Below are 18,672 nucleotides of genomic sequence, written 5' to 3'. Positions count from 1 at the left end.
GCCTGGCGCTGCTGTTCCCGCTGGGCCTGCTGGCGCTGGCCGCGTGGCTGGTGCCGCTGCTGGTCCACCTGGCGCGTCGCCATCAGTACGCACCGCTGGATTTTGCCGCCCTGCGCTGGCTGCGCGCCAAGGTGCGGCCGCGCCAACGCGTGCGTTTCGACGAGTGGCCGCTGCTGCTGGTGCGCCTGGCGCTGCTGGCGGCCCTGGCCCTGCTGCTGGCGCGCCCGGTACTGCAGGGCAGCGCTGCCGATACGCATCCGGTGGTTGTCGTGGCCCCCGGGCTTGACGTCGCCGCACAGCAGGCACGGCAGCCGAACGCGGACTGGCGCTGGCTGGCACCGGGCTTCCCACCGCTGGAACAGCCCGCCCCCACTGGCGCGCAACCGCTGGTGAGCCTGCTGCGCGAGCTGGATCAGCAGCTGCCTGCCGGCACCCCCTTGACCGTTTACGTGCCCGACCCGATGCCGGGCGCGGACGCCGAACGCCCGCGACTGTCGCGCAATGTGCAGTGGCAACCTCTGGCGGTGGCCCCACCAAGCGCGGCGCGGCCAACGACACGCGCGCCGCGCCTGCACCTGGGCGTCGATGCCGATGCACAGGCGCAGCGCGTGTTCAGTGCGGTGCAGCGCGCCTGGAGCGCCGCGCCGCTCGCGCCGGCCAGCACGGCCGTGCCGGGCACCGACGCGATCGGGGTGTGGCCGTCCACGGCGCCGCTGCCGCCGGCGTGGCAGGCCTGGCTGGCGGGCGGCGGCACCGTGCTGGGCAGCGCCCCGACGCCGCCCGGCGCGGCCGGAGTTGTGGTGCTGCGCGATGCACAGGGCCAGGCGGTGCTCAGCGAGTACCGGGTCGGCAGCGGGCGTCTGCTGCGCTTCCACGCGGCGGTCTCGCCCGCGGCGTCGCCCGCCCTGCGCGACCCGCACTTCCCCCGGCAGCTGCTGCATCTGGTGCGCCCGGTTGCCGCGCCGCAGTGGGTTGCCGCCAGCGCGCATGCACCCGTGCGCGGTGCGCGCGCGCCCGCGCCGCAACCACGCGACCTCGCGCCGTGGCTGCTCGGCGTGATCGTGCTGCTGTTTGCGCTTGAGCGCTGGCTGGCCACGTCGCCCCGGCGCGGGGGGACGGCATGATCGCCGCCCTGCAGAAGCGCTGGCGGCAGGCACGCCGACGCCGGTGGTGGTCAACGCTGCTGCTGGCGTTGCCGCTCGCGTTGGGCGCCACGGCCGTGGCGTTGCGCCTGGGCGGATTCGACATCGCCACGGGGGTGCTGCTGGTGACGCTGCTGGCCGGTGCCGCACTGGCCACGTGGCGCAGCCGCCAGCTGGACCGACGCTGGCTGGTCCGCCAGCTCGACCGCCACGCCGCGCTGCAGGACAGTGCCGACCTGCTGTTCGCGCCCGACGATGCGCTCAACCCCCTGCAGCACCGCCAGCGCGCGCATGTGCACGCCGCGTTGCAGGCACGAACGCCCGACCTGCGCGCGGCGTGGCCGCGCCGCGCCTTGCTGGTGGCCTGGCTGGCTGCACTGGTGGTGATTGCGCTGGCACTGGGATGGCCGCGCAGCAGCGGCGGCACGACGCTGCCAGCGCTGGCCACCGCCCCGCCTGCCACCCCCGCACAACCGCCCCGCCTGCAGTCCAGCCGGCTGGCGATCAACGCCCCGGCCTACACCGGGCAGCCGGCGCGGGTGCAGAGCACGCTGGATGCAAAGGTCGCCCAGGGCAGCGCCCTGCAGTGGTCGCTGCGCTTCAGCGCACAGCCCAGCGAGGCCGTGCTGCAATTCCACGATGGCCGCCGTGTCGCCCTGCGTCGCGAGCGCGACAGCTGGACCGGCACATGGACCGCCGACCGCCCCGCGCTGTACCGCGTGGTCACCGTACCTGCACTGGCAGGGCAACGCCTGTACCGCCTGGATGTGCTGCCCGACCAGCCGCCCCGCGTGCGCGTGCTCGCCCCGGACCGCACGCTGGTGCTGGGCACGGCCGGGCAACGGCAGTGGGCGCTGCAGTTCGAGGCCAGCGACGACCACGGCGTGGTCGCCGATGCCCAGCTGAAGATCACCCTGGCCCAGGGCAGCGGCGAGAACATCACCTTCCGCGAACACACCCTCACCCTGGCCGGCAGCGGCACGCCCACGCTGCGCCGCTTCGCGCGCACGCTCGATCTGGCCGCGCTGGGTGCCGAGCCGGGCAACGATGTGATCGCCCAACTGCAGGTGCGCGACAACCGTGCACCCACGCCACAGACCGCGCAGAGCACCAGCGTGATCCTGCGCCTGCCCAGCGTGGAGCAGGTGCAGGGCGCGGAACTGGAAGGCATGGTCAAGAAGACGTTGCCCGCCTACTTCCGCAGCCAGCGCCAGATCATCATCGACGCCGAGGCACTGATCAAACTGCGTCGCCAGCTGCCTGCCGAAGAATTCATCAAGCGCGCCGACGCCATCGGCGTGGACCAGCGTATCCTGCGCCTGCGCTACGGCCAGTTCCTGGGCGAGGAAAGCGAGGGCGGCGCCAAGCCCCCGCCGACCAGCGACGCGCTGCCCACCAGCGACATCCCGACGGCCGACGCGCACGACGCCACCGATGACCACGCCCATGCGCAGACCGACACCAACCAACACGCACAGGCCGGCCATGACGGCCATGACCATGCGGCCGCCACGGCGGAAGCAGCGCCGGTGTTCGGCAGCGCCACCGACGTGCTGTCCGAGTACGGCCACACCCACGACCACGCCGAAGCCGCCACCCTGCTCGACCCGCAGACCCGCGCCACGCTGAAAGCCGCACTGGACCAGATGTGGTCGTCCGAAGGCGAACTGCGCCAGGGCCGACCCGACGCCGCGCTGCCCTACGCCAACAAAGCCCTGGCCTTCATCAAGCAGGTGCAGCAGGCCGAGCGCATCTACCTGGCACGGGTGGGCCCGGAGCTGCCGCCCATCGATGAAAGCCGCCGGCTCAGCGGTGACCGCACCGACCTGGCCAGCCGCACCCTGCCCATCGCTGCGGTGCCCGCGCCGGAGCCGGCCATCGTGAGCGCCTGGCAACAGCTTGCCGACCCGGCCAGCACGCCCGACCTGGATGCCATCGCGCAGTGGCTGCAGCGCAACGACAGCCGCCTGCCCGATCCGCTCAGCCTGGCCGCAGCCATCGAAGAGCTGCGGGTCGCGCCGGACTGTGGCGCGTGCCGTGCGGTACTCCGCGCGCGTCTGTGGCGGGCGTTGTCACGGCCCACGCCACAGGTGTCGCGGCGCACGCCGCCCGATCGCATGGGCCAGGCCTACCTGGATGCGCTGGAGACGACGCGATGAATGACGCCGCCTGGATCGCGTCGGCATTGCTGGCCATCGTGTTGATCGGCAGCGTTCGCACGCTTCTGCAGCAGCGTCGCAGCCGCACGCGCAGTACCGCGCGCATTGTTGCGCTGTTGGTGCTGCAGGTCGGCGCGGCCGCGCTGCTGTACTTCACCCTGTTGCCGCCGCCGGTGCACATCGCGGCCCAGCACCTGACCGTCCTGACCGGCCACGCAACGACCGCATCGAACACAGCCGCCGACGGCACCGTGATTGCACTGCCGGAAGCATCCTCGCGCAGCGGTGCCCGCGTCGCGCCCGACCTGGCCACTGCGTTGCGCCTGCACCCCGGCACGCAGGCGCTGGTAGTGCAGGGCGATGGGCTGGCGGCGCGTGACCGCGACATTGCGCTGCCCACGCAGGTCACGCTGCAGCCTGGGGCCGCGCCCCGTGGCTGGGTCGCTCTGGAACCACCGGCCATCACCGTCCCCGGCGCACCGTTCACGGTGCGGGCGCGGGCGCAGGGCGTGGCCGGTGCGCGCGCCGAACTGCTTGATCCGGCCGGCATCGTCGTGGACCGCGCCGCGCCCGGCCGCGATGGCAGCGTCGCGCTGGACGGCGTTGCCCGTGCCAGCGGCCGCAGTGAATTCAGCCTGCGCCTGCTCGACGCCGACAGGCACGTAGTGGATACCGTGCCCGTGCCGTTGCAGACCGACGACGCCCCCGGCGTGCGGGTGCTGGTGCTGGCCGGCGCCCCCACGCCGGAGCTGAAGTACCTGCGCCGCTGGGCAGCCGATACCGGTCTGGAGCTGCATGCCCAGGCCAGTGCGGGCGCCGGGGTGGTGCTCGGCGACGCACCGGTGGCCTTCACCGCCGCGCGCCTGGCCGCGACCGATGTGCTGATCCTCGATGAGCGCAGCGTGGCCGCGCTTGCCCCGGCCCAGCGCACGGCCGTGCAGCAGGCGCTGCGCGACGGCCTCGGGGTACTGGTGCGGAGCAGCGGCCCGCTCACCGATGGCGCGCGGCAAACACTGGGTCGCTGGGGCATGGCGACAAGCGGCAGCAACCAGAGCCTGCCGCTGCGCCTGGCCGCCGATCCGGATCCTGCGCTGCTGCAGGCGCGGCGTGGGCCACAGCGCGCGGCCAGCGCCCCCACCGCGGCCATCGACGAGGCGGACAGCACCTCGCACAACGCGCCGTTGCCTGCGCTGGAGCAGTTCAACCTGCGCGCCCTCGATGCCACGCCGCTGCTGCACGATGCCAGCGGTGCCGCGCTGGGCGGCTGGCGCGACGTCGGCCGCGGTCGCCTCGCGCTGCTGCCCGTTACCGACAGCTACCGTCTGGTACTGGCCGGCCGCGACGATCGTCATGCCGAGCTGTGGAGCAGCGTGGTGGCCACCCTGGCGCGCCCGCTGGCGGTCCCGGCCTCAGTGCGCGTGGGCAGCGCCACCCCATGGGCCGGCGAACGCATCGCGCTGTGTGCGCTGGCCGACGGCACCACGGTACGCAGCCCGCAAGGCACCACGGTGGCACTGCACATCGATCCGGACACGGCGGGCGACCGCTGTGCCGGCTACTGGCCGCAGCAGGCAGGCTGGCACCACCTGCAGATCGGCACGCGCACCCAGGCGTTCTACGTGTTCGACCCGGCGCACGCGCAGGCCATGCACCGCCAGCAGACACGCGATGCCACTGCGCTGCGCGTCGCGACCGCCGGCAGCACCGGCGCGCAGGCCGCACGCGCGGTGCCGGGACCGCGCTGGCCCTGGTTGCTGGCCTTCGTGCTGGTGGCGGGCCTGCTGTGGTGGCTGGAACGCCGCCGAGGGCCGACTACCACCGGCTAGGCATTCCGCCGGCTGTGTCCGGCGTTACCTCTACCGGGTGCGGCGGTATACCCCGTTGAAGCGCACGTTCATGCCGCCACACTCGCTGTTGTCGGCCACGATCAGGTAGTCGCCCAGCAGCTGGGCGCGCAGCGTGCAGGTGGTGTCCTGGAACACCACCGTGTCGCCCGTCGGCACGGCCAGCGCCTCCACCTGGCCCATGTTCGGCCCATACGGACGCACCTCCGGGGTCGGATTGGCCGACGGCCAGTAGGCATCGCCCTCCACGTGCAACTGGCCGCGACGCACGTTGATGACCAGCTGGTCATCGCCATCGCGCCAGTGCCCGGCCCATGACTGCAGCGTCGGCGCCGGCAACGGCTGCGGCTGCAGGCGCGCGCTGGCCACCCAGCCCGCGCTGCCGCCCCCGTTGTTGGGGAAGAACGCGCAGCGATGGCGGCCCAGGTCCCGCCCGGTGATCACCGTATCGCCCTGCACCACGTAGCTGCGCTGGCGGCACGCCGGTTCGCCGTTGGCCGGGCAGCCGTCCGCGTCGCCGAGCAGGTACAGGCGCGGTGCGCCGATCACCCTGGCAAGCGCGAAGTTGCTCTGCTCGGCCGGAAAGGCGCCGTTGCGGCAGCTGCCGTTGTCGGCGCTGCCGGCCAGGGCAGTGACGGGAAGCACGGCGGCAAGCAGGAACAGGGAGCGCAGGGACATGGCAGCGGGCGTGTGGGAGGGGGCGACAGGATAGCCCTTCACTTCTGCGGCGGCGCCACGCAGCCCTGCTGCGGATCGCAGAATTGCAGCGCACGTCGTTGCTGCTGCTCACTCAGCTGCGGCGGCGGCCGGGCGATGGCCGACTGGATCTGGTCCGGCCCGCCGGTGATCTTGTTGATGCCCTGCGCGGTTTTGACGATGCCGTAGACAATTCCCATCATCACGTAGCCGCCGCTCATGCCCACCTGCTCGGGGCTCGGCGGTTCGCGCCAGTCGCGGCTGAAACGGTTGCTTTCCGCCTGCACCGGGCTCTTGAACCGGTACAGGTCCAGCGGCACGTCTTCATCGGGCTTGATGGCGCGTACTTCGCCCAGCGTGGTGACGTCGCCCTGCGCGGGAGCTGGGACAACGGGCGCGTCATTCGCGCCCGGCGGCGCAGCAGGCGCCGTTGTCGGCTCCGGTGGGGCTGCGGGAACGGTGACCGGCGCTACCTGTTGCGCCTGCGCGATGCCCGCCAGCAGCATGCCGGCCAGAAGTGCTCCCTGCGTTGAACGTAATGCCACCGCCATCCGCCCTTGCCTGTTGCGTCCAGTGGTCGAGGATACGGATACGGGCTTCAGATTTCGTTGGGGCCGTGCAGCCGTTCAGCGGGTGTCCGCCGCGATCCGCAACAAGTTTCATTGCACGGCCTCCGTAACCGCTTGAAACTGCTCGCCCTCGTTGCATCCGGGTCGATCCGATGTCGCCGTTTGCCGTCCTGATCCTGATCGCCGTGCCGATCGTGCTGGTGCTCGGCTACCTCCATTGGCGATCGGTGCGCAGCGAGGCCCTGCACGCACTGCGCAGTGGCGGTCCGCTACGCCAGCTCAGTGAAGCGGAGCGCGCCGCGTTCGCCCCGATCCGGGCCATCACCGGTGCCGTGCACGACGACCAGGTGCGGCGCCTGTCCGGGGCGCTCGATCCCGGCTCGGCCGCGGCCATCGGCGATTGGCCACTGCATCGGATCCTGCTGGCGGGCGTGGAGGCCATCCTTCCTTTCGACGGCTGGCGCCATCTGGCCACGGACAACCATGCCGAGGTAGTCATGGCGGGCGATGTTGCCTGGGTGGTGCGCGTGAACGGCTTCCACATCGTCGGCGCACAGGGGCGCTGCGAACGACACCGCGCCCGCGAAGAGGCTGCGCTCGAACCCGCACCGACGGCCCCGCGCCCTCCGCGTGCACGTGCCCTGGCCGCCAGCCAACCCAGCGGCGATCGCCTGGAAAGCACGGCCGAAGTCGCGCTGCGGCGCAGTGGCGGGCTGCGTTGGGGCGGTCTGATGGTCGCGCTGGTGGCCCTGTGGTCGCTTTTTCTCGGGCCCGATACCGGATCGACGATGGGGTGGCTGGCCCTCAACAGCCCCGCCATCATCGCCGGAGGAATCGCCGCGTTGCGGGTCATCCCACGCGGTCGGGGTCCAGCAGGACCACTGCGCGTCATCCAGATCCCCGGGGTGCTGTACCGGCTGCACCTGCACCCCCGCTGCGATGGCATATGGCTCATCGGCACCGACCGTCAGGTGGTCGTTCCGCCGGAGTGGGCGCACTCCGGGCGTTTCGACGGTCGGCCCCAGCTCACACTGGAGGTGCGCGAAACCGACGGGGCCGTCCTGGCAGCAGGCCCGCACTGGTCCCTGGCCGAAGACCGGCACGCGTTTCCGCCGAGCGGAATCGTGGGCTCCCTGGCCTGGCTGGCGTTGCTGCTCGGGGTGCTGGCAACGAGCGCGGTTCCGTTCCCTGGCATCGAAGGAATCGCCGCCTCCCTGGCACGGCTGCACCTGCCCAGCGTGGCCGGCGCGCTCTGGTGGCCCGTGATCGCAGCAGCGCTGGTGTGGCAGTGCCTCCACGTCGCGCGAAAGGCGTGGCAGGTTGTCCGTCGTGATGCTGCACGTCGTATCACGTTCGAGCGCCGCCCTGCCCCGGGGCACTGAACGGTTCACGGCCTGCGGCCGCCAGATCTCACACTCTGAGACGTGTCTGTGGTGCCATGTGACCCCTCGCAATACGTCCCGGCTCTACTTTTCATGGCCTACGAACTCGCCAAGCGCACCGAAGATGCCGAGCGCCGCCTGTCCACCACCGACGGGCTGCCCTCGCGCAACGGCGCGCTGCTCACCGCGCGCCTGCAGCAGCGCTACGCCGACCGCATCACCGGCAGCTTCACCCTCCCCGGCCGCGAAGGGCGCTACGCGCCGATCCCGGCCGACGTGCCGGCCGCGCTCACCGCCGCCCTGAAGGCGCGCGGCATCGAGCAGCTGTACAGCCATCAGGCCGACGCGTGGGACGCCACCCAGCGCGGCGAGCACGTGGCCATCGTCACCCCCACCGCCAGCGGCAAGTCGCTGTGCTACACCCTGCCGGTGGTGAGTGCGGCCATGCAGGGCAAGGCCAAGGCGCTGTACCTGTTCCCGACCAAGGCGCTGGCCCAGGACCAGGTGGCCGAACTGCTGGAACTCAACCGCGCCGGCGACCTGGGGGTGAAGGCCTTCACTTTCGACGGCGACACCCCCGGCGATGCGCGCCAGGCGATCCGTCTGCACGGCGACATCGTGGTCTCCAACCCGGACATGCTGCACCAGGCGATCCTGCCGCATCACACCAAGTGGGCGCAGTTCTTCGAGAACCTGCGTTATGTGGTCATCGATGAAGTGCACACCTACCGCGGCGTGTTCGGCAGCCATGTCACCAACGTGCTGCGCCGGCTCAAGCGCATCTGCGCGTTCTACGGGGTGGAGCCGCAGTTCATCCTGTGCTCGGCCACCATCGGCAACCCGCAGGCGCATGCGCAGGCGCTGATCGAAGCGCCGGTCACGGCCATCACCGAATCCGGCGCGCCCAGCGGGCCCAAGCACGTGCTGCTGTGGAACCCGCCGGTGGTCAACGCCGACCTGGGCCTGCGCGCCTCGGCGCGCTCGCAGAGCAACCGCATCGCCCGCATCGCGATCAAGTCCGGGTTGAAGACACTGATCTTCGCGCAGAGCCGGCTGATGGTCGAAGTGCTCACCAAGTACCTCAAGGACATCTTCGATCACGACCCGCGCAAGCCTGCGCGCATCCGCGCCTACCGCGGCGGCTACCTGCCCACCGAGCGCCGCGAAACCGAACGCGCCATGCGTGCCGGCCTGATCGACGGCATCGTCAGCACCTCGGCGCTGGAGCTGGGCGTGGATATCGGCAGCCTGGACGTGGTGGTGCTCAACGGCTACCCCGGCAGCGTGGCGGCCACCTGGCAGCGCTTCGGCCGCGCCGGGCGCCGCCAGCAGCCTGCGCTGGGCGTGATGGTGGCCAGCTCGCAGCCGCTGGACCAGTACGTGGTGCGGCATCCGGATTTCTTCGCCGATGCCTCGCCCGAACACGCGCGCATCGCCCCGGACCAGCCGCTGATCCTGTTCGACCACATCCGCTGCGCCGCCTTCGAACTGCCGTTCCTGGCCGGCGACCCGTTCGGGCCGATCGACCCGCTGGTGTTCCTGGAGGCGCTGGCCGAAACCGAGGTGATCCACCGCGAAGGCGACCGCTGGGAGTGGATCGCCGACAGCTACCCGGCCAACGCGGTGAGCCTGCGCTCGGTGGCCGACGGCAACTTCGTGGTGGTGGACCGCAGCGACGGCAAGCAGCAGATCATCGCCGAGGTGGATTACTCGGCCGCCGCGCTCACCCTGTACGAAGGCGCCATCCACATGGTGCAGTCCACCCCGTACCAGGTGGAGCGGCTGGACTGGGACGGCCGCAAGGCCTACGTCACCCGCACCCACGTGGACTACTACACCGACAGCATCGACTTCACCAAGCTCAAGGTGCTGGACCGTTTCGACGGCTGTCTGGCCGGGCAGGGCGACGCCCACCACGGTGAAGTGCACGTGGTGCGGCGCGTGGCCGGCTACAAGAAGATCCGCTACTACACCCACGAAAACATCGGCTACGGGCCGGTCAACCTGCCCGACCAGGAACTGCACACCACCGCGGTGTGGTGGCAGCTGCCGCAGGCGTTGCTGCTGACCGCGTTCGAGAGCAAGCAGGAGGCGCTGGATGGCTTCCTGGGCGCGGCGTATGCGCTGCACATCGTGGCCACCGTAGCGGTGATGGCCGACGCGCGCGACCTGCAGAAGGCGGTGGGCAACGGCGACGGCGCGTGGTTCGCGGTGGCCGACCAGAGCGGCCGTGGCCAGCTGCGTGGCGCCGAGTTCGACGCCAGCGCGATCGAACTGCAGCAGCAGTTCGTGCCCACCGTGTACCTGTACGACAACTTCCCCGGTGGCGTGGGCCTGAGCGAACCGCTGTGGCTGCGCCAGGCCGAGCTGCTGCAGCGCGCGCGCGAACTGGTGCAGCGCTGCGACTGCAAGGCCGGCTGCCCGGCCTGCGTGGGTCCGGTGCTGGCCGGGCAGGAAGACGATGCCACCACGCCCCGGGCGCTGGCGATGAAGGTGCTGGACCTGTTCGATGCGCAGGCGCTGCCCGCCACAAAGGCAGACCCCGCGTATGCCGAGGTGGTGCCGCAGTGAGCCTGAGCCTGGACAAGCTGCGCCTGCTGCGCCGGCAGGCCGGTGACGCCACGCCGCCACCGGCCCGCGACCCCGCAGCACCGCCCACCGGAACGGTGGCGGGCGCGGGCGAGGCCCCGGCTGCTGCCGACCGAGGGCCGGCCCTCCCCGCGGCCGCCAACGACGCCCGTGCGCACAAGCCCGCACCGGCCTCGGTATTCGCCTGGGTCGAGCAGGAGATCCGCCACAAGCCCACCGGTGACGCGGCGCCTGTACCGGCAGCGGGAGCGCCCGCACCGGCCCTGCGCACACCCGACGTGGGCAGCCTGCACCGGCTGCTGGGCCTGCGCGGTCGCGGCAGCGCCGCCGCGCCCGGGCCACGCGCCAACGCGCAGGACCGCCACGTGCCCGGCGTGGAGATCGCGCCCGGTCTGTTCCTGATCGAATCGTTCCTGCCGCAGCCCATCCCCACCCAACCGCTGTCGCTGGCGTTTGCCAAGCGCGAAGGCGAACAGGTGCAGCCGCAGGACCTGATGTTCTTCGATACTGAAACCACCGGCCTGGCCGGCGGTACCGGTACCCGCGCCTTCATGATCGGGGCGGCCGACTGGCACGCCCATCCCGAGCAGGGCGACGGCCTGCGCATCCGCCAGCTGCTGATGACCACCATGGCCGCCGAAACCGCCATGCTGCGCACGTTCGCCGGCTGGCTGCAGCCCACCACCGTGTTCTCCAGCTACAACGGCCGCTGCTACGACGCGCCGCTGCTCAAGACCCGCTACCGCCTGGCCCGGCAGCGCTGCCCGATCACCCCGCTGGACCACGTGGACCTGCTGTTCCCGACCCGCCGTCGCTACCGCGGCACCTGGGAAAACTGCCGGCTGGCCACCATCGAACGGCAGCTGCTGCAGATCGTGCGCGAAGACGACCTGCCGGGTTCGGAAGCCCCGGCGGCATGGCTGAACTACCTGCGCGGGGGCAGCGCGGTGAACCTGCGCCGCGTGGCCGAACACAACCACCAGGACGTGGTGACGCTGTCGCTGTTGATGCTGCGGCTGGTGGCCGAGGAACAGCGCGCGCGGGAAACGCTGGCGTTGCAGGGTCAATGAACGCGGCGGTGGGCTTTTGACGCGACGTGAAGCCCGCACCCACCACACTGGCCGCTACTGACCCTGGGAGGAGTACCGCATGCGCCTTACCCTGATGGTGGCCTTAGGTTGTGCCTTGCCGCTGGCCGCCTGCAGCCAGCCGCCGAAAACCAACGCCCCGACCTCCGAACCCATGGCCGCCGGTGCCGACAGTGCCGCCCGCTGCGATGCGCAGAAGTTGAACGGCCTGGTGGGCCAGACCGCCAGCGAGGCGGTGCTCGCCAAGGCCGTCAAGGACAGCGGCGCCCGCCATGCGCGCGTGCTCAAGCCCGGCATGGCCATGACCATGGACTACCGCGAAGACCGCGTCAGCATTGAAGTGGACGCACAGAACAAAATCGTGCGCGCCAACTGCGGGTGATCGCGCGCCGATGAAGGCGGCGGCCTGCGTGGCTGCGCAGGCCGCCGTTCCAGCGCGGTCAGTCGCGCAGGCGCTCGGCCTTGCCGCTGGACAATGCCTGGTCGATCGCCGCGCGCACGTCACGTGCGGCGCGGGCCGAGGCCAGGCTCTGCTGCTGCGCCAGGCGCGCCTGCTCGCGCCCAAGTTCAGCCTGTTCGCGGGCAACGCGCGCGATCTGCTGCGCATCCACCGCTTTGGCGGCAGCCTTGCGCGCCTGTCGTGCCGCCTGGTTGGCCTCGGCGGCCGCGTCCATGTTGGCGTGCTGCGTGGCCGCCTCGGTCACCGCGTCGACATCCAGATGCGCCATGACGTCCGCGGTGACCTGCATGCTCAGCTTGGCCATCTGCTCGCCGATTTCCGATTGGCGATCGCCCAGGTCCGCCTGGGCGTCGCCCAGCGCGGCCACGTCGCTCTGGCTGCGTCCCAGTTGCCGCAGCACGGCCGGATCGCGGATCAGGTAGCGGGCCTGCCCGCGACGTACCCACAGCACCGGTTCGTCATCGCGGGCATCGCGCCGCGCCTGCTTGAGGTCGGCCAACGAGGCGTTGACGAAGTTGTCGCCGTCGCCCATCAGCACGAAGGCCTGCGCCGGTTGCTGGGACAGCGTGAGCTGGCCGTGGGTCACCAGCGGCATGCCATCGTCCAGCGCCTGCGGTGAGGCCGGGGCGCGCGGTGCCTGCGGCGCCATCGGCGGTTCCGGCGGCGCGGGGGCCGCCATCGGCTCCGGGGCCGGCACCGGCGCGGAGGGCGCGGGCGGCGGCGTAGCCGGGGCGCGGGGTGCAGCCGGTGGCGGCGGCGGGGGTGGCGCAACCGCCGCCACCAGCCGCAGCGGCGCCACACCGACCAGCACGAACAGCGCGGTGATCGCCACGGCCGCCATGCGCGGGAAACGACGGGTCTGCTGCAGGCTCAGCAGCCGACGCTTGAGGCTGCGGAAGTTCGGCGACGCACTGGCCACACCCACCGCCGGGCGCGGGGCCACACCCAGCTGGACCAGCAACCGGCCGTAGTCGTGTCGGCAGTGGCCATGCCCGGCCACCACCGCACCATCGCAGGCCTCTTCGCGGGCCAGCGCATATTCGCGGGCGGCCAGGTGCACCAGCGGATGGAAGAAGAACAGGTGCTGCGCCAACGCCGGCAGCAGACCCCACCACAGATCGCGACGCTGCAGATGCACCAGCTCATGGGTCAACGCCATGTCCAGGTCATCGGCGGCCATCGCCGGCAGTTCGCGCGCGGGCAGCAGCAGCACCGGGGCCCAGGGTCCGATCAGCTGCGGCGAGCGGATCTGCGCGGAGATCTTCAAGGCGGGCGCGCGGCGCAGGCCGTGTGCTTCGGCCGCCAGCTGCAATGCATCCTGCAGCGAGGCATCGGTGCACTCCACTGCATCGCGTACCAGCGCGCGGCTGTGGCGATAGCCACGCAGGCTGTGCAGCAGCATCACCAACACACCCGCCGCCCACATCGCCAGCAGCATGGCCGGCCACGACCACAGCACCGATGCCGGCGCCGCCATCACACCCGTTTCGACGGCCGCAGGCACCAGCGCAACGGCCGCGTCCATGGCAGGCAGCGCGATCACCTGCGTGGTCTGCGCCGCGGGCGCGGGCAGCACCGCCAGCTCCAGCGGACTGCTCCAGACCAGGCCCAGTACCGCCTGCAGGGCCACCAGCCACCACAAACGCACCCGCGTGGACGGCGGCAGGCCCGGCAGCAGCCGGCACACGCCCCACACCAGGCCCACCAGCACCGCGCTCTGCACGCTGGTCCAGCCCAGCCGCACCAGCAGTTCCATCATCAGCATGTCCATGGCTCAGCCCTCCCGCTTGCGTGACTGCAACTGCGCGACCAGCGCCTCCAGCTCGGCCAGTTCCTGGTCGCTGACCTCGGCCTTGTGCGACATGAAGGCCACGAACGGCGACACCGAGCCCTGCAGGGTCTTTTCCACGAAGCTGGCCACCGCGCCCTGCACCACGCTGTCCTGGCCGCTGGTGGCCGCATAGCGGTACACGCCCTGCACCTGCTTGCGCTGCAGATAGGCCTTGCCACGCAGGCGCTCCATCATGGTCAGCACGGTCGAGCGGGCCAGCCCGCGTTCTTCGCCAAATCCCGCCGCTACCTCGCCTACGGTGGCGCCGCCCTGTTCTGCTACGTACTGCAACAGGGCCAGTTCCTGGTCCCCGATGGTTTTGCCGCGCATGACACACTCCGATGACTACACGTGTCGCCACCGTGCCAGTGACTACAACTGTCGTCAAGTGCCGGATGGCGCGTGCCGACGAACGGTCGCGTGCGTGCCGGTTAAACCTTTTCGTCCGCCGCCGCATCCAAGCCTGCGAGCCCGGACTGTCCCCGCTCCACCGACGCGCGGCGACCGGTGCACCCGCCCAAGGAAAGCTGCATGCGTTTCAGTGCCCTCCGCACCACCGTCCTGGTGGCCGCGCTCGTTGTGCCCTTGGCGGGTTTCGCCACCCCCTCCACCGCCTGGGAGCCCGCCAACGCGCAGGCCCGGCGGTTCGTGCAGGACACGATGCAGGCCAGGCATATTCCGGGCCTGCAGATCGCGGTGGTCAAGGACGGCCAGCTGGTGTTGTCCGAAGCCTATGGCCTGGCCAACGTCGAGAACGGCGTGGCCGCCACGCGCGACACGCGGTTCCCGCTGAACTCGGCCACCAAGTCGTTTACCGGGGTGGCAATGGCACAGCTGGCCCAGGCCGGGCGCGTGGATCTGCAGGCACCGGTGTCGCGCTACCTCGACGACCTGCCGCCGGCGTGGGGCAAGGTGCAGGTACGCCAGCTGCTCGACCACAGCTCCGGGCTGCCGGACATCCTCGATGCGCAGGGGCTGCTGGGCGGCAGCACCGAACAGGCGGCGTGGACGCAGGTGACCGCCTTGCCGGTGGAGGCAGCGCCGGGCGAGCGTCACCGGTACAACCAGACCAACTACGTGCTGCTGGCGCGGATCATCGCCAGGCAGGCCGGCATGCCGTACCCGCAGTACATGGCCCGGCATCAGTTCGACGTGGTCGGCATGCCACGCACCACCTTCGGCGACAGTTATGACCTGGTGCCCGACGCGGCCACCATCTACAGCAGGTTCCCCCGCAAGACCGACGCTGCCGATGCACCGCAACGGCTGTCGCACTGGTTCTACGACCTCTCACCGGGTCTGTGGGCCGGCGCCGGCATGCTTACCACCGCTGACGAGGTGGGCCGCTGGATCATCGCGCTGTCGCAGGGGCAGCTGCTCACGACCGCGGGCGTGCGCCGCATGTGGACGCCGGAACGCCTGAACAACGGTGATCCCGGTGCCTGGTCGGCCGGCTGGCCGATCATGGGCACCACGCCCGACCTGCAGGTCGGTGGGATGGGCGGCGCACGCGCGGCGTTCATCGTGTATCCCGAACGCCGGCTGGCAGTGGTCGTGCTGACCAATCTGGTCGGCGCCAACCCGCAGGAGTTCATCGCGCCGATCGCCGCGTTCTACGGCCACCCGCCCAGCCCTCAGGGCGCGGCGCGGACCGGCGTGCCGACCACCGATGCCAGCCGGCCATCGACGAAGCGCACGGCCACCCCGTAGGTCTGCGTCGGCGAGGTGAACTGCAGCGTCAGCGCCTGGTGCTGCCGGGTGCAGGAACTGCGCAGGCCCAGGAAGCCCGAGCGCGCACCGATCCGAGCGTTGATCTGCTGTACCTGCGCCGGCGGCAGCGCCACGTCGTTGACCGTGAACGCGGTCACCGGCGCGGCCTGGCCCGCGTCCACGGTGATGTCAAAGCGACTGTCACCGCAGTGCAGTTGATGGCGCGAGACGTAGTGCGTGGCAGGCACGCCGTCCTCGGTGGTGATCGAGGTCAGCGGCGCGACCGCCACGCCCGCCAGCAGCAGTCCCACCCCGGTTGCGATACCCATCGTTGCCTTCCTTGTCCATGTCAGGTCCATCCGCCCACCGGCGGCTGACGCGGCGACGCTCGCTCGCGCCAGCCTTGCAGCGCGACCGCGCCGGACTCAGCCGCGCGGCCCGCCCATCACCGGCAGGATCACCCCACTGATATAGCTGGCGGTCACCGGTGAGGCAAGGAACACATACGCCGGGGACAATTCCTCCGGCTGCGCCGGGCGGCCCATGTCGCTGTCCTTGCCAAACTCGGCCACGTCGGCGGCCTGTTTGTCGGCCGGGTTGAGCGGCGTCCAGACCGGGCCCGGCGCCACGGCATTGACCCGGATCCCGCGCGGCAGCAACTGGCTGGCCAGCGCCTTGGTGAAGGCATGGATGGCGCCCTTGGTGGCCGAGTAGTCGATCAGGGCCTTGCTGCCGAACAGGCCCGTCTCCGACCCGGTGTTGATGATGCAGTCGCCTTCCTGCAGGTGCGGCAGCACCGCGCGGGCCATCTGGATGTAACCGCCGATGTTGGTCTGCAGGGTTTCCTGCAGGTGCGCGTCCTCCAGGTCTTCCAGGCGCTCACAGTGCAGCTGGAAGGCCGCATTGTTGACCAGGATGTCGATGCCGCCGAAGGCCTTGGCCACCTGCTTGGCCGCCTTGGTGCAGAACGCCGGATCGCGCACGTCGCCGGCGATCACCACGCAGCGGCCGCCCTCGGCCTCCACATGCTGGCGGGTGACCTTGGCATCGGCCGCTTCGTCCAGGTGCAACACCGCGACGTCGGCGCCTTCGCGGGCAAACAGCACCGCCACCGCGCGGCCGATGCCCGAATCGGCCCCGGTGATGATCGCGCGCTTGCCGGCCAGCTTGCCGCTGCCTTTGTAATCGGGGGCAAGGAAGCGCGGCGCCAGCGCCAGTTCATGCTCATTGCCCGGCTTGGCGATCTGCTGCGCCGGCATCCGTTCGGGCTGCTTGCGCACGCCGGCCTGGGTGGCCTTTTTGGTCGCCTTTTTGGCCACCTGCTTCTTGGCGGCCTGCTTGGCCACGCGTGCATCCTTGGCCTTCTCCTGGTCCTGCAGGCGGCGCTGGCGCGCGGCCACGCGGGCAGCGCGCGGGTCTTTCGCGGCCGCCTTGCGGGTGGCGGTCTTTACCACCGGGGTGCGCTCGGCCTGGGGTTTGGCGGCCTTGTCGGCGGCGGCGGAAGTGGCGGGGGTGCGTGTCTTGCGGGTGGCCATCTGCGGCTCCTTTGCGAAAGCGTTCAAGTGCACAGGCAGTGTGGCCAACCGCGCGGCCACGCAAAGTGAGTGCAATGTGGGCAAACCGTGCAGGCTTCATCCGCCGCATACGCGTGCCGGGTCACGCTGCAGGCCGGAAAACCTGCTGGAGTCACCCCATGTACCGCACCCTTTTCGCCGCGGCCGCCCTGGCCACTCTTTCCGCCTGCAGCAGCACCCCGGTGGCGCAGGTGCAACCCATCGACGGCGTGATCTCCGGGCAGTGCCACGTGGACAAGGTGCGCGGTGCGGTCGGCCTGGCCGCATCGGCAGCCACCATCGAGCGCGCCCGCGTGGACAGCGACAGCCTGCAGGTGAACGTGGTGCGTGGGCAGCGCGCCGAGAGCGGCGCCACCGCCAGCGGCGCCGCCAACCCGACCCCGGGCGCGGAAACCGGCGGCGAGCGGTTGACCATCGAAACCGGCCGCACCAACAACATCACCGCGCTCTACTGCGGCTGATGGACCCGCTCAGGCCGCCCGCGCGCGCTTGACCGTGCGCCGTGCGGCCTTGAGCACCTTCAATGTCGCCTGCTCCCATTGCCGCTCGCCGCGCAGGCCGGCCAGCGCCTTCAGCGAGCCGGCGCGCCAGCCATCGAACACGCACGGATCGATGTAGGACTTCCTGCACACCGATGGCGTATTGCCCAGCAGGGTCGCCACCTCGCACACCACCTGCTTCTGCAACGCCGCCAGCGCACGTTCGCTGGACGGTTCGGGCAACTCGGTGATGGCCAACTGGCGGATGGCTTCCAGCGTGCCGCCCCAGGTCCGGAAGTCCTTGGCACTGAAATCCTCGCCCATGGCGTCGTGCAGGTAGTCGTTGACCATGCCCGAATCCACCGGCTGCACCGCACCCTCGTCATCGCGGTACTGGAACAGCGCCTGCCCGGGCAGCTGCTGGCAGCCGCGGATCAGCGTCACCAGGCGGCGATCATCCACGTCCACCTCATGGGCCTGTCCGGACTTGCCGCGGAAGCGCATCTGCGCACGCCCGCCCTTGACCAGCGCCAGGTGCCGGTTGCGCAGCGTGGTCAACCCGTAAGAGCGGTTGTCGCGGGCGTATACCTCATTGCCCACCCGCACCAGCGTCTGCGCCAGCAGCGCGACCACGATGGCCAGCACCTTGTCGCGCGGGAAGCCGGTCAGCTTGAGGTCGCGCCGCAGGCGGCGGCGCAGCACCGGCAGTGCGGTACCGAAGGCGATGATGCGGTCGAACTTGCCGTCCCCGCGCACCCGCGCCCAGTCGGCGTGGTAGCGGTACTGCTTGCGCCCGCGCGCGTCGCGCCCGGTGGCCTGCAGGTGGCCATTGGGCAGCGCGCAGATCCACACATCGGTGTAGGCCGGCGGAATGGCCAGCGCGCGGATCCGGGCCAAGGTGGCGGCGTCGCGCACCGCCGCGCCATCGGCGTCGCGGTAGCTGAAGCCCTTGCCGGCGCGCCGCCGCTGCAGGCCCGGCATCTCATCGCTGACGTAACGCAGGCCGGCCTCGCGGGCGGCGGCGACTTCGGGGGTGACGCGACGGGTGGGGCTCATCGGAGGACGCGGCGGTAAGGGCCTGCAGTGATACCCGGTGCGGGTGCGAGGGCGCGTCAATAACACAACACGAACACCTCACGCCCCGCTTGG

The 18,672-nt window shown here is 71.1% G+C and carries 16 protein-coding genes; 9 read left to right on the top strand and 7 right to left on the bottom strand.

Going from position 1 to position 18,672, the window contains the following annotated elements:
- Nucleotides 1-2 precede the first annotated feature (2 nt).
- From ABIA71_RS03505 to ABIA71_RS03495, 3 genes are read left to right on the top strand one after another with little or no spacing between them, the layout of a single operon-like run.
- Nucleotides 3-1,124: a BatA domain-containing protein gene (locus ABIA71_RS03505; protein WP_354283431.1), complete on the top strand. Its 1,122-nt coding sequence runs from the start codon at nt 3-5 to the stop codon at nt 1,122-1,124.
- Nucleotides 1,121-3,301: a hypothetical protein gene (locus ABIA71_RS03500; RefSeq protein ID WP_502960833.1), complete on the top strand. Its 2,181-nt coding sequence runs from the start codon at nt 1,121-1,123 to the stop codon at nt 3,299-3,301. Before ABIA71_RS03505 ends, ABIA71_RS03500 begins: the two co-directional genes overlap by 4 nt.
- The gene (locus ABIA71_RS03495) at nt 3,298-5,127 is read left to right on the top strand and encodes a hypothetical protein (RefSeq protein ID WP_354283174.1); all 1,830 of its coding nucleotides are present in this window, start codon (nt 3,298-3,300) and stop codon (nt 5,125-5,127) included. The genes ABIA71_RS03500 and ABIA71_RS03495 overlap by 4 nt, the downstream gene beginning before the upstream one ends.
- Nucleotides 5,128-5,157: 30 nt before the next feature.
- On the opposite strand, the gene ABIA71_RS03490 is transcribed toward ABIA71_RS03495, so the two are convergent.
- Nucleotides 5,158-5,823 carry a hypothetical protein gene (locus ABIA71_RS03490; protein WP_354283172.1) on the bottom strand — a complete coding sequence of 222 codons (666 nt, stop codon included), beginning with the start codon at nt 5,821-5,823 and terminating at the stop codon, nt 5,158-5,160.
- Nucleotides 5,824-5,861: 38 nt separating this feature from the next.
- On the bottom strand, nt 5,862-6,392 hold the full coding sequence (locus ABIA71_RS03485) for a hypothetical protein (RefSeq protein ID WP_354283170.1): 531 nt from the start codon (nt 6,390-6,392) through the stop codon (nt 5,862-5,864).
- A 170-nt stretch (nt 6,393-6,562) separates the two neighbouring features.
- Between ABIA71_RS03485 and ABIA71_RS03480 the strand changes: the two genes are divergently transcribed.
- The 4 genes from ABIA71_RS03480 (at nt 6,563) to ABIA71_RS03465 (ending at nt 11,851) form a co-directional block, all read left to right on the top strand.
- Nucleotides 6,563-7,792 carry a hypothetical protein gene (locus ABIA71_RS03480; RefSeq protein ID WP_354283168.1) on the top strand — a complete coding sequence of 410 codons (1,230 nt, stop codon included), beginning with the start codon at nt 6,563-6,565 and terminating at the stop codon, nt 7,790-7,792.
- Between the two features lie 93 nt (nt 7,793-7,885).
- The gene (locus ABIA71_RS03475) at nt 7,886-10,363 is read left to right on the top strand and encodes a DEAD/DEAH box helicase (protein ID WP_354283166.1); all 2,478 of its coding nucleotides are present in this window, start codon (nt 7,886-7,888) and stop codon (nt 10,361-10,363) included.
- Entirely contained in the window at nt 10,360-11,451 is a 1,092-nt protein-coding gene (locus ABIA71_RS03470) for a ribonuclease H-like domain-containing protein (RefSeq protein ID WP_354283164.1), read from the top strand. Before ABIA71_RS03475 ends, ABIA71_RS03470 begins: the two co-directional genes overlap by 4 nt.
- Before the next feature lie 79 nt (nt 11,452-11,530).
- The gene (locus ABIA71_RS03465) at nt 11,531-11,851 is read left to right on the top strand and encodes an I78 family peptidase inhibitor (protein ID WP_354283162.1); all 321 of its coding nucleotides are present in this window, start codon (nt 11,531-11,533) and stop codon (nt 11,849-11,851) included.
- 58 nt (nt 11,852-11,909) lie between these two features.
- On the opposite strand, the gene ABIA71_RS03460 is transcribed toward ABIA71_RS03465, so the two are convergent.
- Together ABIA71_RS03460 and ABIA71_RS03455 are read right to left on the bottom strand one after the other, a co-directional pair.
- Nucleotides 11,910-13,700: a M56 family metallopeptidase gene (locus tag ABIA71_RS03460; protein WP_354283160.1), complete on the bottom strand. Its 1,791-nt coding sequence runs from the start codon at nt 13,698-13,700 to the stop codon at nt 11,910-11,912.
- Between the two features lie 3 nt (nt 13,701-13,703).
- A complete protein-coding gene (locus tag ABIA71_RS03455) occupies nt 13,704-14,090 on the bottom strand; it encodes a BlaI/MecI/CopY family transcriptional regulator (RefSeq protein ID WP_038691382.1) in 387 nt (128 codons plus the stop codon).
- 201 nt (nt 14,091-14,291) lie between these two features.
- On the opposite strand from ABIA71_RS03455, the gene ABIA71_RS03450 reads away from it, so the two are divergent.
- Nucleotides 14,292-15,470 carry a serine hydrolase domain-containing protein gene (locus ABIA71_RS03450; RefSeq protein WP_354283158.1) on the top strand — a complete coding sequence of 393 codons (1,179 nt, stop codon included), beginning with the start codon at nt 14,292-14,294 and terminating at the stop codon, nt 15,468-15,470.
- Here ABIA71_RS03450 and ABIA71_RS03445 read toward each other — a convergent pair.
- Nucleotides 15,395-15,799, bottom strand: a complete 405-nt coding sequence (locus ABIA71_RS03445) for a hypothetical protein (protein WP_354283156.1) — start codon at nt 15,797-15,799, stop codon at nt 15,395-15,397. The genes ABIA71_RS03450 and ABIA71_RS03445 overlap by 76 nt on opposite strands.
- Nucleotides 15,800-15,895: 96 nt before the next feature.
- Entirely contained in the window at nt 15,896-17,005 is a 1,110-nt protein-coding gene (locus ABIA71_RS03440; protein ID WP_354283154.1) for an SDR family oxidoreductase, read from the bottom strand.
- 158 nt (nt 17,006-17,163) lie between these two features.
- Here ABIA71_RS03440 and ABIA71_RS03435 point away from each other — a divergent pair, with 158 nt between their 5' ends.
- Entirely contained in the window at nt 17,164-17,505 is a 342-nt protein-coding gene (locus tag ABIA71_RS03435; RefSeq protein ID WP_354283152.1) for a hypothetical protein, read from the top strand.
- A gap of 9 nt (nt 17,506-17,514) precedes the next feature.
- Here the strand turns inward: ABIA71_RS03435 and ABIA71_RS03430 are convergent, their stop codons facing one another.
- On the bottom strand, nt 17,515-18,579 hold the full coding sequence (locus tag ABIA71_RS03430) for a DNA topoisomerase IB (RefSeq protein WP_128097638.1): 1,065 nt from the start codon (nt 18,577-18,579) through the stop codon (nt 17,515-17,517).
- Nucleotides 18,580-18,672: the final 93 nt, after the last annotated feature.

It is taken from the genome of Stenotrophomonas sp. 2619 (assembly GCF_040548725.1).
Taxonomy (GTDB): Bacteria; Pseudomonadota; Gammaproteobacteria; order Xanthomonadales; family Xanthomonadaceae; genus Stenotrophomonas; species Stenotrophomonas maltophilia_AP.
Note: the sequence above shows the minus strand (reverse complement) of the source record. Positions and strands in the feature narration are given on the sequence as shown.